Annotated in this window: 12 protein-coding genes; 9 read left to right on the top strand and 3 right to left on the bottom strand. The window is 68.4% G+C overall.

What is annotated here, in order from left to right; all coding sequences use genetic code 11:
• Positions 1-399 precede the first annotated feature (399 nt).
• Positions 400-1,197: an alpha/beta fold hydrolase gene (locus tag AC069I_RS30065; protein ID WP_478235650.1), complete on the top strand. Its 798-nt coding sequence runs from the start codon at positions 400-402 to the stop codon at positions 1,195-1,197.
• 8 nt (positions 1,198-1,205) lie between these two features.
• A complete protein-coding gene (locus AC069I_RS30060) occupies positions 1,206-1,964 on the top strand; it encodes an SDR family oxidoreductase (RefSeq protein WP_340688535.1) in 759 nt (252 codons plus the stop codon).
• Here AC069I_RS30060 and AC069I_RS30055 read toward each other — a convergent pair.
• Positions 1,903-3,501 carry an IS1634 family transposase gene (locus tag AC069I_RS30055; RefSeq protein ID WP_478235651.1) on the bottom strand — a complete coding sequence of 533 codons (1,599 nt, stop codon included), beginning with the start codon at positions 3,499-3,501 and terminating at the stop codon, positions 1,903-1,905. The two genes, AC069I_RS30060 and AC069I_RS30055, sit on opposite strands and share 62 nt — an antisense overlap.
• A gap of 185 nt (positions 3,502-3,686) precedes the next feature.
• On the opposite strand from AC069I_RS30055, the gene AC069I_RS30050 reads away from it, so the two are divergent.
• The 5 genes from AC069I_RS30050 (at position 3,687) to AC069I_RS30030 (ending at position 10,523) form a co-directional block, all read left to right on the top strand.
• Positions 3,687-6,242 (top strand): bifunctional FO biosynthesis protein CofGH, encoded by a 2,556-nt coding sequence (locus AC069I_RS30050; RefSeq protein WP_478226667.1) that lies wholly within the window; start codon positions 3,687-3,689, stop codon positions 6,240-6,242.
• A 150-nt stretch (positions 6,243-6,392) separates the two neighbouring features.
• On the top strand, positions 6,393-7,244 hold the full coding sequence (locus tag AC069I_RS30045; RefSeq protein WP_478226423.1) for a HalD/BesD family halogenase: 852 nt from the start codon (positions 6,393-6,395) through the stop codon (positions 7,242-7,244).
• A gap of 9 nt (positions 7,245-7,253) precedes the next feature.
• Positions 7,254-8,108 carry a class I SAM-dependent methyltransferase gene (locus AC069I_RS30040; RefSeq protein ID WP_478226424.1) on the top strand — a complete coding sequence of 285 codons (855 nt, stop codon included), beginning with the start codon at positions 7,254-7,256 and terminating at the stop codon, positions 8,106-8,108.
• Complete coding sequence (locus AC069I_RS30035; protein ID WP_478235653.1) at positions 8,105-9,886, top strand: choline/carnitine O-acyltransferase; 1,782 nt, start codon at positions 8,105-8,107, stop codon at positions 9,884-9,886. Before AC069I_RS30040 ends, AC069I_RS30035 begins: the two co-directional genes overlap by 4 nt.
• A 94-nt stretch (positions 9,887-9,980) precedes the next feature.
• Positions 9,981-10,523, top strand: coding sequence for a DUF4232 domain-containing protein (locus AC069I_RS30030; RefSeq protein ID WP_478226426.1), 543 nt, complete (start codon positions 9,981-9,983; stop codon positions 10,521-10,523).
• Here AC069I_RS30030 and AC069I_RS30025 read toward each other — a convergent pair.
• Positions 10,513-11,175: a hypothetical protein gene (locus AC069I_RS30025; protein WP_478266922.1), complete on the bottom strand. Its 663-nt coding sequence runs from the start codon at positions 11,173-11,175 to the stop codon at positions 10,513-10,515. The two genes, AC069I_RS30030 and AC069I_RS30025, sit on opposite strands and share 11 nt — an antisense overlap.
• A gap of 149 nt (positions 11,176-11,324) precedes the next feature.
• Here AC069I_RS30025 and AC069I_RS30020 point away from each other — a divergent pair, with 149 nt between their 5' ends.
• The gene (locus AC069I_RS30020; protein WP_478226428.1) at positions 11,325-12,014 is read left to right on the top strand and encodes a winged helix-turn-helix domain-containing protein; all 690 of its coding nucleotides are present in this window, start codon (positions 11,325-11,327) and stop codon (positions 12,012-12,014) included.
• Positions 12,011-13,480, top strand: a complete 1,470-nt coding sequence (locus tag AC069I_RS30015; RefSeq protein WP_478266921.1) for a HAMP domain-containing sensor histidine kinase — start codon at positions 12,011-12,013, stop codon at positions 13,478-13,480. Before AC069I_RS30020 ends, AC069I_RS30015 begins: the two co-directional genes overlap by 4 nt.
• On the opposite strand, the gene AC069I_RS30010 is transcribed toward AC069I_RS30015, so the two are convergent.
• Positions 13,446-14,519, bottom strand: a complete 1,074-nt coding sequence (locus AC069I_RS30010) for a hypothetical protein (RefSeq protein ID WP_478226430.1) — start codon at positions 14,517-14,519, stop codon at positions 13,446-13,448. The genes AC069I_RS30015 and AC069I_RS30010 overlap by 35 nt on opposite strands.
• Positions 14,520-14,573: the final 54 nt, after the last annotated feature.

Here is a 14,573-nt window from a genome sequence, read left to right as displayed (position 1 = left end):
CATAAGCTCTACTGGCTTAGTTCACTAGCACACTGTTGAGTTCTCAAGCAACACACCCCAGATCGCACCGCCATCACGCGGCCTTATCCGAAGCAGTCATTCCTAGCAGTTTTTGGTGAGACACCCACTCAATCGCAGTGAGCGAGAGCTTGGTTCGTGTCCCGGTCGGCCGCCCGGTCTCCCTGGCGACGAAGAGAAGATTACACGTCCGGAAACCCCCGAAAACAGGGGGGTACCTTAACGGCGTTTACGCAGGTCAGAGGCCATATACAAGGTCGAAGCCGGCGATCGCCCCACAGGCGGCCGGGGAACCACCCGGCGAACTTCCGGCGAAGAATATTGCTCCGAGTACATTGCACCGTATTGATCCTGATGATTGCTCCGATTAGCGTCGGGCTCATGAGCACTGCGGAACTCGACGGCATCTCCGTCGCCTACGACGACCTCGGCACCGGGTTGCCCGTCGTCCTCGTCCACGGCCACCCCTTCAACCGTTCGATGTGGCGTCCCCAGGCCGAGCGCTTCAGTCAGGAGGGTTACCGGGTCATCACAGCGGACCTCCGCGGGTACGGCGAGACAACGGTGGTCCCGGGCAAGACCGGGCTCGACGTCTTCGCCAAGGACATCGCGCGTCTCGCGGATCGACTCGGCCTCGGGCGCTTCGTCCTCGGCGGCCTCTCCATGGGCGGGCAGATCGTCATGGAGTTCCACCGCACCTACCCCGACCGCGTCGCCGGGCTCCTGCTCGCCGACACCTCTCCCCAGGAAGAGACAGAAGAGGGCAAACGCGTCCGCAACGAGATGGCGGACCGGATCCTCGCGGAGGGACTGAACCCCTACGCGGAGGAAGTCCTGACGAAGATGGTCTCCCCGGAGAACGTCCGCACGATGCCGGACGTGGCGGCGCACGTCCTGGGGATGATGCGCACGACGCCCAAGGAAGGAGCGGCGGCCGCACTCAGGGGGCGCGCCGAGCGTCCGGACTACCGCGACAGCCTCACTCGCGTAGAAGTGCCGGCCCTGGTCGTCGTCGGGACTGAGGACGAGTTCACGCCGGTCGCGGACGCCGAGCTCATGCACGACCTCATCCCTGGCTCCACCCTGGCGGTGATCGAGGGCGCCGCTCACATGCCTAACCTGGAGCGCGAGGCCGAGTTCAACACCGTGTTCGCACAGTTCTTGAAAGAGATCGAGTGATGCCTTCCATGTCCCAGAAGACCGTTTTCGTGACCGGTGCCAGCGCCGGGTTCGGCGTCGAGATCGTCCGCCGGTTCGCCGCCGACGGCGCCAAGGTCGTCGCGGCCGCGCGGAGTAAGGACCGGCTCGACAAGCTGGCCGTCGAGCTGGGCGAGAACGTCCTCCCCTTCGAGCTCGACGTCCGGGACGCCGACGCGGTGGCCGCGCTCCCCGGCACGCTGCCCGCCGAATTCGCCGAAGTCGACCTGCTGGTCAACAACGCCGGCCTCGCGAAAGGACTCGAACCCGCCCATCGGGCGAAGCTCGACGACTGGGACCAGATGATCGACACGAACATCAGGGGGCTCGCGCACCTCACCCGCGCGTTGCTGCCCGGCATGGTCGAGCGCGGCCGCGGGCACGTGATCAACATCGGGTCGGTCGCGGGCTCCTACCCCTATCCCGGTGGCAACGCCTATGGGGCGACCAAGGCGTTCGTCCACCAGTTCAGCCTGAACCTGCGCGCGGACCTGCAGGGCACCGGCGTCCGGGTGACCAACGTCGAGCCGGGCCTGGTCGGCGGCACGGAGTTCTCCGTCGTCCGGTTCGAGGGTGATCAGAGCAAGGCCGACAACGTCTACAAGGGCACGACGCCGCTGACGGCCGCCGACGTCGCCGAGTCCGTCTTCTGGGCGGCTTCGCAGCCGGAGCACGTGAACATCAACGTCATCGAGTTGATGCCGGTGGTGCAGAGCTTCTCCGCGCTTCATATTCACCGAGAGAGCTAAGACCGAAGAGGTCGAAGAGCGCCTGCTGTTCCGGGCTCCGCTCGGTCAGCAGGCGCCGCGTCCGAGGGCGGCCGCCGGTGGACGGATACCGCAGCACCGTCTCCCCTATCCCCGCGAGGCTGTCCATCAGCTCACGGACCGACAGGTTCATCCCGGCCCGGTCGGCCTCGCGCCGCATGAGGTGGGTGACCGTGGACGCGAGCACCGTGACCAGGGTGTGCACCGCGATCCGATGCGGCGTCCACTCCCAGCGCGGGGCCGGGCCGGTGACGGCGGGACCGGTCAGCCAGCGGAACGTCGAGTCGAGGTGGGTCCGGGCCCGGTACGCGGTGACGACTTCGGACACCGGCCAGTCGTGGTCGGTGACCAGCACCTGCTTGCCGAAGAACTCGTCGTGCAGCCGCGACACGGCGGCATCGTCGACCTTCCAGGTCAGCCGGATCTCCCCCGGCTTCGTCCCCGTCAGGGAAGGGGAGAGCACCCGTTCGACGCGGCGGCCGCGGGTGATCCGCGCGATTTCGGCGTTCACCTGGCCGCGGTCACCCCGGTGGACGCCCGACGCGAGTGCGGCGTCGAGGCCGGCGAGTTCCCGCGTCGCGGTGCCCAGTTCCTCGCCGAACGCGCGGGCCTGCGCGTTGTGCAGGGTCTCCGAATGGGTCAGGATCACGCGCCGCCGCACACCCGCGACCACGGCTCTGGTGTCGAGAGCGGTCAGCCCGGCGAAGCGCTCCGGGTCGACGGGCTTGCGCGCGGACGGCGGTTTCGCCAACAGCTCCGGATGCTCCGAAAGAGGCAGCGCGCCGACGAAGTGCCGTCCGAGGTCCAGTTGCGCGGCCTGGCCGGCGGTGAAGACCAGCGTGACGGGGTACAGCGAGCGGAGTCGCTCGGCGAGCGCGGCGAACGGCGGCGCCTCTTCCCGCGGGTACACGTGTGACGCCAGCGGGATCGCGCCGTCCTTGGTCACCACCAGGCCGAGTCCGGCGAGTTCGCAGCGGCAGGGGTCTGCCGTGGTGAAGGTGGCGAACTGCGCGACGTCCACGGCGAGCGCGGCGTCGCCCGTCCCCAGCCAGGAGAGCACCGCGTCGGCGACGGCGGTCTCGATCCTGGCGATCCGTTCGCCGGTGAGACGGTGCAGCGCCCGCCAGTGATTCGGAAGGTCTGCCTGGATGAATTCCCGGGCGACGGACTCACGCCACCAGTCGGCCAACTGCGTTTCGGGCGCTGTCGCCCGGTGCAGAACGGCGAGCGCGAGATGCGTCCCGAGAGTGGTCGCGGCGCGCTGGGCTCCGACGGCTTCGTCGACCCGGCGCACGAAGTCAAGCCGTCGCAGCGTGGCCCACACCGCCGCGACGTCACCGAAGGTCCGGTGACGCGCTTCGCCCGGGGCGGAGACATCGCCCTCCATCGCGCGCCCGATCTCCTCGGCCGTCCCGAGGTAGCGCTGCGACACGACCCTCGGCTCGCCGTCGACCCGCGCGGAGGTGACGAGGTAGTAGTACGTCCGCCCGCCGACCTTCTTGCCGATCACCGAAGCCACACTTTAGGTAATACACTCCGACCCATCGATCGGCAACCAAGATCGCGCCCTGACCAGCGAGAACAGTGATCACACCCACGTGGGTGACGCGGTGGCGGGATGCACACTGGCAGGTGGAGCAGGTCCGGCCATAGCGTGCGGGAATGGCATCCCCTGCTGACGCGAACGCCCCCACCACCTCGGCGATGCGCCGGGCACTCGCCAGGGCGCGCGACGGGAAGACCCTCGACCTCACCGAGGCCTCGATCCTGCTCCAGGCGCGCGGCGACGATCTCAAGACGCTGTCCGAGCACGCCTCCCGGGTCCGCGACGCCGGACTCGTCGCGGCAGGCCGTCCGGGCGTGGTCACCTACAGCCGTTCGGTGTTCATCCCGCTGACCCGGCTGTGCCGGGACCGATGCGGCTACTGCACCTTCGCGACCGTCCCCGGCCGCGTCGAATCGCCGTTCCTCTCCCCCGACGAGGTCCTCGACATCGCCCGCAAGGGTGCCGAAATGGGGGTCAAGGAAGCGCTGTTCACCCTCGGCGACCGTCCGGAAGACCGCTGGAAGGCGGCGAAGGACTGGCTCGACGCGCACGGCTACGACGACACGCTGTCCTACGTCCGGGCGATGGCGATCCGGGTTCTCGAGGAGACGGGTGTCCTCCCGCACCTCAACCCGGGCGTGCTGAGCTGGCAGGACTTCCAGCGGCTCAAGCCGGTTTCGGCGTCCATGGGCATGATGCTGGAGACGACGGCGAAGCGGCTGTACACGGAGAAGGGCGGCCCGCACTACGGCTCGCCCGACAAGGACCCCGACGTGCGCCTGCGGGTGCTGGAGGACGCCGGACGCAGTTCGGTGCCGTTCACCACGGGGATCCTGATCGGCATCGGCGAGAACTTCGAGGAACGCGCCGACTCGCTGTTCGCGATCCGCAAGGTCGCGAAGACCTACGGCGGCATTCAAGAGGTCATCGTCCAGAACTTCCGCGCGAAGCCGGACACGAAGATGCGCGCGACCCCGGACGCCGATCTCGAAGAACTCGCCGCGACCATCGCCGTCGCGCGTCTCGTGCTCGGGCCGCGGATGCGGATCCAGGCGCCGCCGAACCTGATCGGCCAGCAGTACGAACTGATGCTGAACGCGGGTATCGACGACTGGGGCGGCGTATCGCCGCTGACCCCCGACCACGTGAACCCCGAACGCGCGTGGCCGCAGATCGACGAGCTCAAACGCCGCACCGAGGCGCTCGGCTTCACCGTGCGCGAGCGGTTGCCGATCTACCCGGAGTACGTCAAGGCCGGCGAGCCGTGGCTGGACCCGCGGATGAACGCGCATCTCGCGCCGCTGACCGACACCGAGACCGGGCTCGCCATCGAAGAGGCGATCCCGGTGGGCATCCCATGGCAGGAGCCGGACGGCGGCTGGAAGGAGGCCGGGCGTACCGATCTGCACGTCGAGGTCGACACCGTCGGGCGCACGGAAGACCGCCGCAGCGACTTCGACTCGGTCTACGGCGACTGGGCCGAGATCAAGGGCAATATCAAGACCGCGCCGCAGCGGTTCGACCTCGATATCCGGGATGCCTTGCGCAGCGCGGAAAAGGACCCCGCCGGGCTTTCGGACGACGAGGCTCTGGCTCTGCTGCACGCCGACGGGCCGGAGCTTGACACCTTCACCAAGATCGCCGACGACCTGCGTCGCGAGGTGAACGGCGACGACGTCACCTTCGTCGTCACGCGGAACATCAACTTCACCAACGTCTGTTACACCGGCTGCCGGTTCTGCGCGTTCGCCCAGCGGCGCACCGACGCGGACGCGTACACGCTCTCGCTGGAGCAGGTCGGCGACCGGGTCGACGAGGCGTGGGCCGCGGGCGCGACCGAGATCTGCATGCAGGGCGGCATCCACCCGGATCTGCCGGGCACCGCGTACTTCGACCTCGCGGCGGAGGTGAAACGCCGTCAGCCGGACATCCACCTGCACTCGTATTCGCCGATGGAGGTCGTCAACGGCGCTTCGCGGACGAACCTCTCGATCGAGGACTGGCTGGCGCGCGCGAAGGAGGCCGGCGTCGACTCGCTGCCGGGCACGGCCGCGGAGATCCTCGACGACGACGTCCGCTGGGTGCTGACGAAGGGCAAGCTGCCGACGTCGGAATGGATCAACGTCGTCACCACCGCGCACAAACTCGGCATCACCACGACGTCGACGATGATGTACGGCCACGTCGACACGCCGGCGCACTGGGTCGGGCACCTGAAGCTGCTGGCGAAGCTGCAGCGGGAGGGCCTGGAGCGCAACGGACGGCGGGGCTTCAGCGAATTCGTGCTGCTGCCGTTCATCCACCAGAGTTCCCCGATCTACCTCGCCGGGCTCGCCAGGGCCGGGACGACGCTGCGCGAGAACCGCGCGGTGCACGCGCTGTCCCGGCTGCTGCTGCACGGGATGATCGACAACATCCAGAGTTCGTGGGTGAAACTCGGTGAGGAAGGCAGCCGCGCGGTGCTCCAGGGCGGGGTCAACGACATCGGCGGGACGCTGATGGAGGAGACGATCAGCCGGATGGCGGGGGCGGCCAACGGGTCGTACAAGACGATCAGCGACATGCGCGCGATGGTCGAACCGCTGGGCCGTCCGCTGCGGCAGCGGACCACGGAGTACGGCACGCCGACGGCCGAGCGGATCGCCGCGGCCCAGGCATCCGACGGCGTCGCGACGGCGGTGCGGCGGCCGCTGTTGCCGCTTGTCACCAGCTGACGAAAAGTCATTGACGGCCCCCTTACCCGCGTACGACCGCGGGCAAGGGGGCCGTCACGTTCCGTGTGGCACCGCTCACAAGGCGCGGGGTTCGCGGGCGTTTTCTGTGCTAAACCCGAGACTCACTTCCGGGCAGCCGAGAGGACGTCGATGACCGCGAGCGCAGTCCAGGTGGCCGATACCGCCCGCTATCCGTTGTCCGAACCGGGAAGCCCCGCGTGGCGCGAAATCGTTTCCCGGACCCGCGCCGAACTGCGGGAAACGGGCTGCAGTGTGCTGGCCGACTTCATCCGTCCGGAGTTGCGTGACGTCCTTCGCGACGAAGGCGCGAAGATCGCTCCGGAGGCGTACGCGAAGGTCGAACGCGTCAACGCCTACAACATCGCCATCGACACTCCGCTGCCGGAAGACCACCCCGGCCGCACGATCATGGAACGCGGCAACGCCTTCGTGGCGCGCGACCGGATCCCGGCGACCGCGGTGATCCAGCAGCTGTACTCGAGCCGTGAGTTCCAGCGGTTCGTCGCCGACTGCTTCGAACTCCCCGAGCTGCACGAACTCGCCGATCCGCTGTCCGGCCTGGTGCTCAACGTGATCGAGCCGGGCCGCTCGCATCCGTGGCATTTCGACACCAACGAGTACACGGTCAGCATGCTCACCCAGGAGGCGGCCGACGGCGGAGTCTTCGAATACTGCCCGAACATCCGCTCCGAAACGGCGGAGAACTTCGACGACGTCCGCGCCGTGCTGGCGGGCGAACGTGATCATCTGATCAAGCGGCTCACTCTGCGTCCTGGCGATCTTCAGCTGTTTCGCGGACGCTTCGCGCTGCACCGGGTGAGTAGGGTTCAAGGGGCAGTCGCCCGCCATTCCGCGATCTTCGCGTACAGCGAGCGCCCTGGGGTCATCGGCAGTCCGGAACGGACGAGACAGCTGTTCGGCCGGGTCCTGCCGGAACACGTCGCTTCCGCGGCGGTCCGGGGCGATCAGCTGCTCGACTAAGTCAGGAGCATGGCCGTGCCTTTGGATTCGACCGGCAAGATCAATTTCGACGACATCTACACCGAGCCCGATCCTCGCGCGTTCTTCGGCACCTTGCGCAGACTGGACTACGACATCCCCCAGCAGGCCAAGGCGTACTTCGCGAAACTGATCGACGAGTACCGCGCGGAGGCCGACGTCAAGGTCCCGACGGTGCTCGACCTCGGCTGTTCCTACGGCGTCAACGCGGCGCTGCATCGCTGTGACATCTCGATGGACCGGCTGTACGACCACTACCGGGACGGCGAGTCGCTGAGCCGGGACGAGCTGATCGCGCGCGATCGCCGGATGGTCGAGAAGCTCGCCGTCGGCGACGGTGTCCGCTTCATCGGCCTCGACGCCTCCGCGCCCGCATTGGACTACGCGCTCGCCGCGGGCTTCATCGACGACGCGATCCACGCGGATCTGGAGAGCGAAGACCCGACAGAGGAGCAGCGCGCGCTGCTGGCCGACGTCGACATCGTCATCTCGACCGGCTGCGTCGGCTACGTCACCGAGAAGACCCTCGTCCGGATCGCGCGGGAAAACCGGCCGTGGATGGCGCATTTCGTCCTCCGGATGTTCTCCTATGGGCCGGTCGCCGAGAGCCTCGCCGAATTCGAGTACGAGACGACCGGGGTCGACGGCCTCTTCCGGCAGCGGAGATTCGCTTCTGCTGAGGAACAGTCGCAGATCTTGGACAATCTTTCCGTCGCGGGCGTCGACCCGCGTGGGCTGGAAGCCGACGGCCGGCTGTACGCGCGGCTGTTCGTCTCCCGGCCGAACGGCGCGGCGGGCGAGCTCGCCTCCGCGCTGAACGCCCTTCCCCTTCGAGATCAAGGATGATCGTGAGCAGTCCGGAACCGTCCACCCGCACGTTCGGCAACGAGGACATCCTGCCGCGGGTCCCCGTCCCCAGCCTGGACGACACCTGCCGCCGGTTTCTCGAGTGGTGCTCGCCGCTGCTGACCCCTGGGGAGCTCGCGGAGACCGAAGGCGCCGTCGCCGAGTTCCTCGCGGCAGGAAGCCCGGCGCACGAACTGCAGAGCGCGCTCGAGGCCTACGACAAGCGGGAAGGCGTCCGCAGCTGGCTCGACACCTTCTGGCCGTACCGCTACCTCGGCCGCCGCGACCGGATCGCGCTCAACGCGAACTTCTTCTTCCTGTTCACCGAATCCCCGCTGGGACAGCTCGAGCGCGCGGCCGAACTGGCGGCGTCGGCGGTGGACTACAAGCTGAAGCTCGACGAGGAACTGGTGCCGCCGATCGTGCTGCGCGGGCAGCCGCAGTCGATGGTGCAGCACAAGTACCTGTTCTCGGCGACGCGGATCCCCGGCGCCGTGCAGGACACCGCGCGCACGCCGTACCGCGAGGACTGGCCGGGGCCGTCGAGGGCGCGGCATATCGTGGTCTTCCACCGCGACACCCCGTTCCGGATGGACGTCATCGCGCCGGACGGCCGCCCGTACTCCCCCGAACAGCTGGTCGCGGGCCTGCAGGTGATCGTCAAGTCGGGGAACTTCATCGAAGACCCGCGGACCGCCGCCGGGCATTTCACCACCAAGGCCAGGGCGGAGTGGGCGGCGACGCGGGAAGCGCTGCTCGCCGCCGGGAACGCGGCCGCGCTCGACGACATCGAGACGGCGTTGTTCTGCCTGTGCCTGGAGGACTTCACGCCGGCGAACACGCAGGAGGCGTGCGACAACCTGCTGCACGGCGACAGTGGGAACCGCTGGTTCGACAAGGCCGTTTCGCTGATCGTCTTCGAGGACGGCACGGCGGGGATCAACGTCGAGCACTGTGAACTGGACGGGACCACGATCCTCGGGTTCACCGACGCGCTGCTGAGCGGAACGCGGCTGGAGCGGCCGCCCGCCGACGGCGTCCCGGCGTCCGAGCTCATCGAGTTCGTCCTGGGTGAGGCGCTGCGCGAGGACGCCCGCGCCGCTGCCGCGTCCTTCGCCGAGTACGCCGAGGCGACCGCTACGAAGACGGTGTCCTTCACCGACTTCGGCGCGAAGCGGGCGAAGGAGCTGGGGATGTCCCCGGACGCCTTCGCGCAGATGGCGTACCAGCTCGCGCACAAGCGGGCGAAGGGGATCACCGGCGCGACGTACGAGTCGATCGCGACGCGGCAGTACCAGAATGGGCGCACCGAAGCGATGCGCGTGGTGACGCCCGAGGTGCAGTGGTTCGTCCAGGTGATGGACGACCCGCAGGCCGACCGGCAGACGCGTCAGGCGGCCTTCCGCGCGGCGGCCGCGAAGCACGTCACGCGGGCGAAGGAGTGTCAGGCGGGTGACGCGCCGGAGCAGCACCTGTGGGAGCTGCAGCTGATCCAGAAGCGGCGCGGCGTCGAGGACTCTCCGGCGCTGTACTCGTCACCCGGCTGGTTGAAGATGCGCGACGACTACCTGAGCACGAGCTCGGCGCCGTCGGTGAACATCCAGTACTTCGGCTTCGGGTCGACCAGCCCGCAGTGCATCGGTGTCGCGTACGTGCTGCTGCCGGAGTCGTTGAATCTGTACCTGTGCACGCCGAAGCACGTGGCACACGAGATGGAGCTGTTCGCGACCGAACTGGCCAACGCCATCCGCGAGTTACAGGAGTTGCTGGCTTCTTGAGGGGTAAGGCAAACCATGGCGTGTCCGTGAAGGCCTCCTTGCCTACCCTGACGGTAGTGAAGGAGGCCTTCACGGACATCGATAGGGTTCCGGCGTGCTGGGAAAACTGGGGTTGCTGGGCGGACTACTGCTCTTCGTGGCGGGGTGCGCTGAGCCCCCGCCCCCGGCGCCGGTCCCTCAGCCCGTGCCCACGCCGGTGCCGGGCACCGTCGAACCGGCGGGCTGTCTCGGCACCGGGGTGGCGGTGAAATCCGGGCCGGTCGAGGCCGCGCTGGGCCATCGCGCGATCGTGCTCACCCTCACCAACTGCGGCACGACACCGCGCACGCTCACCGGCTATCCCGAAGTCCGCTTGCTGGACAAGGAAAAGCGGCCGATGGCGGTCGAGGTCGAGCACGGGACGTCGTACATGGCGATCGATCCCGGTGTCAGCGCGCAGACGGTTCAGCCCGGCGGGACACTGCTCTCGGTCGTCTCGTGGTCGAACACCGTCACCGTGGGTTCGCCGGAAGCGGGCGCCTACGTGACGGTCGCGGCCGCGAAGGGTGACCCGGAGCAGCGGATCACGGTCGACACCGACCTCGGGACCACGGGCAAGCTGACGCTGACGGCTTGGAACCCGAAGCTCAAAAACTGAGGTTGCCGAACAAGCCCTCGAAGAAGTCCGGCGCTGACACGACCACGAGACCGGCAAGTCCCATCGGCAGAGCGGCCAAGGCGACCTGGGCGGCCTGCCGGCGCGAGCGGATTCCCCGCCAAGCCACGAAGGCGATAGCGAGGGCCGTCACGACCGCCAAGGTTCCGACTCCGGACCGGTCGGACCGCCGGACGAGGTCGGCGACCAGCAGACCCACGACCGCCGCGGTGGCCACGGTGCCGCGCCGGTCGGTCCGCCCGACGGCATCGAGCACGAGTCCGGCGACGAGGCCACCGGCAACAGCCAGACCACACCACAGTACGAGCGTCGGCAGGTCGATCCGGTAGGGCATGCCCGCGTACTTGACGCCGTACATCACCGCCTTGCCGAGATAGAACGCGAGTACCGCCGCGATCAGCGCGCAAACCGCTCGAACCACTGCCCGACGCCTCGGCATCCCGGGGACGACGGCGACGATCAGCACGATCCAAAGGGTGAAGCTGTGCGCCAGTGGCCGAAGCGGCTCGCTGTAGTAGGCGTAGGCGCCGACAGCACCGGACACCGCACCGGCCGCGATCACCGCCACATCGGAGAATCCGAAGTAGCCGGACGCGCGTTTTCCCGCAGGATCGTTCCCCACCTCGACCGACATGGTTCCCCCTCGCTCGCGAATACGACAGTGAAACAGAGAACCGGGGTTTGTGACGAGACCGCACGGCTCTGCGACGGTTCCGCCGCCGATCCGGGCAAGTGCGACAGAGCGCCCTTACGATCGGTGAGCCTTTCGATCTTGGGAGAACCATGCCGCGCATCCTGCTCGTCGAGGACGACGTAGCACTGGCCGAAGCGCTCACACTCGCGCTGAAGGCACTCGGGCACGATGTCGACGTCGCGCCGACCGGGGAGCGGGCGCTGGAGGCGCTGTTCACCGACCGGCTCGAACTTGACTTCGTCCTGCTCGACGTCATGTTGCCCGGGATGGACGGCTTCGAGGTGTGCCGCCGGATCCGCGCCCGCAGCCGTCTGCCGCTGGTCCTGCTGACCGCCCGCGGCGACCCGATCGACATCGTCGCTGGCCTGGAGTGTGGCGCCGACGATTACGTGGTCAAACCCGCCGAACCGCGGGTGATCGACGCACGGATCAAGGCGATCGGACGGCGTGCCGTCACCGCTCCCGGGCCGTCGGCCGGTCAGTTGCGGGTGGGACGGCTGGAGATCGACGCGACCGCGATGAGCGTGACGCGCGACGGCGTCGAACTGGCGCTCACCGCGACCGAGATCCGGTTGCTGGTCGAGTTCGCCGAACATCCCAACCAGGTACTGAGCAGGCAGACGCTGCTGAAACGGGTCTGGGACTACGGCTACGTCGGCGACTCGCGGATCGTCGACGCGGCGGTCGCGCGGCTGCGGGCGAAGATCGAGGACGATCCGGCGAATCCCGTGGTGTTGAAGACCGTGCGCGGACTCGGCTACCGGCTGGTGGGCGAATGAGGTTCGGACTCCGTGCCCGGGTGACCGCGGCGGTCGTGGTGGTGACCACGACGGCGACGGTCTTGATGGCCTTCAGTGCGGCCAAAATCCAAGAGGACGACGCGCTCGACAGTTTCACCGCCGCGGCGAAGACGTCGTTCGGGGCGACGTTCGGACAGGCATGGCCCCATCTCGAACAGTTCATGGCGGGCAACCCGCAGGCCTTGGACCTGTTCTCCCAGGGGATGGACACGGCGGCGGCGGACTGGATGCTCGTCACGAGCCATCCCCAACTGACCAACGACGACTTCAAGGCACCCGAAGGACCTCCCGTGGTCGTCAAGCCCTCGCCACTAAGCCTCGATTGGGCGACTGGCACCAAGAACGTGAACCCTCCCGACCGGCGAGCCGCGCTGGAAAGCGTGAAGGACGTGGTCCTCCTGCGAACCACAGGCCCGGGAAAGCTGCTGTCGACGGTCACGACCGATCCGGCGACCGGCCGCAGGCTCCTCGTGGTGAGCGCGAACTTCGTCGCGTACTGGGTGGTGCAGTTCTTCGACCTCACCACGTTCGAGCAGGATCTGGCGGCCCAGCGGTGGAAGCTGGGGTGGATCGCCCTCGGTGTCGCCGTCCTCGGTGTGGCGGCCGCCGTCTTCGCGGCGGGCCGGGTCCGGCGACCGGTGCTGCGAGTCGCCTCCGCCGCCCGCGACCTCGGCGACGGCGCCTTCGACGTGCGTGTCCCCGTGAAGGGCCGCGACGAACTCGCCGACCTCGCCGCGTCGTTCAACACGATGGCCGATCGGGTCGGCGCGGCGATCGAAGAACTGCGCGCCAAGGACCGTCAGCAGCAACGGTTCGTCGCCGACGTCGCCCACGACCTGCGGACCCCGCTCGCGTCGATGGTCGCCACGGTCGACACCCTCGACGACGCCAGCCCCGAGATCAGGACCCGCGCGACCGAGTTGCTCGGCACGCAGGCCCGGCGCCTGGCGCGGCTCGTCGAAGACCTGATGGAGATCTCGCGGTTCGACGCGGGTTCCGCGGACCTGCGCCCCGAACTCGTCGACCTGCCCGCGCTCGTCGAGGACGCGATCGAGGTGAGCGTGCCGGAGACGCCCGTCCAGGTGACGAGCACCGGCGACACGACCGTCTCCGCCGACCCGCGCCGCGTCCACACCATCGTGTGCAACCTGCTGGTCAACGCCGAACGGTACGGCCGGACCCCGATCGCCGTGTCCATGGAAGGCCTTTCCGACTCGGTGACGATCCGGGTCGCCGACTCCGGGCCAGGGTTGCCCGAGGAGTTGCGCCCGATCCTGTTCGACCGGTTCGTGCGCGGCGATCACGCGCGCCAGGCGACCGAGGGCAGCGGGCTGGGGTTGTCGATCGCCAGGGAGAACGCGCTGATCCACGGCGGGGACATCACCGTGCGCAACGACCGCGGCGCCGTCTTCACCGTGCGTCTTCCACGGGAGTCACCAGCGTGAGCCCGCGTGGCGCGTAGCCGTCGAAGTACGGCATCGGGACGTGGGTGAGGATCAGGAACAACGCGGTCAGCACTCCTGCCTGGGACAGCTTCAGCTCACGGTGACCGAGCCGGTGCCACATCACCAGGACGAAGTTCGTGACCAGCAGGAAGCCCCACCGGGCGTCGTCCCAGCCGCCGAACGCGAGCAGCACCGGCGCCCCGATCGCGGCGGCGGGCACCACGGCCGCGAGCGTGGGCCGGTGCAGGTACAGGAAACCGCCGATCACCACGGCCGCGATGGGCAGCAGATAGAGCAGCACGGCGGTGATCGAGTACAGCCGCCAGCTCTCGGCCTGGGTGCGCCCGAACAGATCCAGCGCGTCGACGCGGTAGGGAAAGTCCGCTGTGGACAGTGACCGCCGGAGTCCTTCGACAGCGCCGGGTGCGGCGGGTGGCAGCGCGAGGATCCCCAGGCCGAGCACGGCGCCCGGAGCGAGCAGTGCGCACGCGCGCCGAAACGGGAGCTTTCGCAGCAGGGCGAACCCGAATACCGGCAGCACGGTGAGCAGCGCGATCTCGTGCACCGTCACCGAAAGCGCCATCACCGCGCTCGCGAACACAAGCCTGTTCCGATGCAACGCCCACAGCGCGCCGAACAGCAGGAGATACAGCACCTGGTCGAAGTAGCCGACCTCGTGGAACAGGTAGCCGCCGCACGGCAGCAGGAGCCAGGCGACGATCAGCAGCCGACGGCTTTCGGTGCGGCTGTGGAAGAAGGCGAGCGCCACGGTCGCCAGCACCGCGCCGAGGACCACGAAACTCGCGACCGCGAAGACGAGGTAGTCATGTCCGAACGGCTTCAGGAGCGTCCCGACGAGGAAACGCCGGTGGAAACCGTCGGCCAGGGACACGGACTGCAGGGTCGCCGCCCACTCCCCCGGCAACCGGAACCCGGTGTATCCGGCCACGAGGACGGCGATGCCGAACAGCGCGGTGACGCTTCGCCGCGGGGTCTTCCCGGGAGCGTGCACCGGGGCCCGGTCGAGCAAAGTGGTCATGGCGCCAAGCTAGAAACGGATCATGTCACCACCATGACCGCTGATCACCGGCTT

This window comes from Amycolatopsis sp. NPDC043885 (assembly GCF_056435685.1).
The sequence above is the reverse complement of the archived record's forward strand: the minus strand, read 5'-3'. Positions and strand labels throughout refer to the sequence as shown.

Coding starts and splice junctions, on each gene's coding strand:
- AC069I_RS30065 (WP_478235650.1), top strand. CDS start 400: ATGAGCACTGCGGAACTCGACGGCATCTCCGTCGCCTACGACGACCTC.
- AC069I_RS30060 (WP_340688535.1), top strand. CDS start 1,206: ATGTCCCAGAAGACCGTTTTCGTGACCGGTGCCAGCGCCGGGTTCGGC.
- AC069I_RS30050 (WP_478226667.1), top strand. CDS start 3,687: ATGCGCCGGGCACTCGCCAGGGCGCGCGACGGGAAGACCCTCGACCTC.
- AC069I_RS30045 (WP_478226423.1), top strand. CDS start 6,393: ATGACCGCGAGCGCAGTCCAGGTGGCCGATACCGCCCGCTATCCGTTG.
- AC069I_RS30040 (WP_478226424.1), top strand. CDS start 7,254: ATGGCCGTGCCTTTGGATTCGACCGGCAAGATCAATTTCGACGACATC.
- AC069I_RS30035 (WP_478235653.1), top strand. CDS start 8,105: ATGATCGTGAGCAGTCCGGAACCGTCCACCCGCACGTTCGGCAACGAG.
- AC069I_RS30025 (WP_478266922.1), bottom strand. CDS start 11,175: ATGTCGGTCGAGGTGGGGAACGATCCTGCGGGAAAACGCGCGTCCGGC.
- AC069I_RS30020 (WP_478226428.1), top strand. CDS start 11,325: ATGCCGCGCATCCTGCTCGTCGAGGACGACGTAGCACTGGCCGAAGCG.
- AC069I_RS30015 (WP_478266921.1), top strand. CDS start 12,011: ATGAGGTTCGGACTCCGTGCCCGGGTGACCGCGGCGGTCGTGGTGGTG.
- AC069I_RS30010 (WP_478226430.1), bottom strand. CDS start 14,519: ATGACCACTTTGCTCGACCGGGCCCCGGTGCACGCTCCCGGGAAGACC.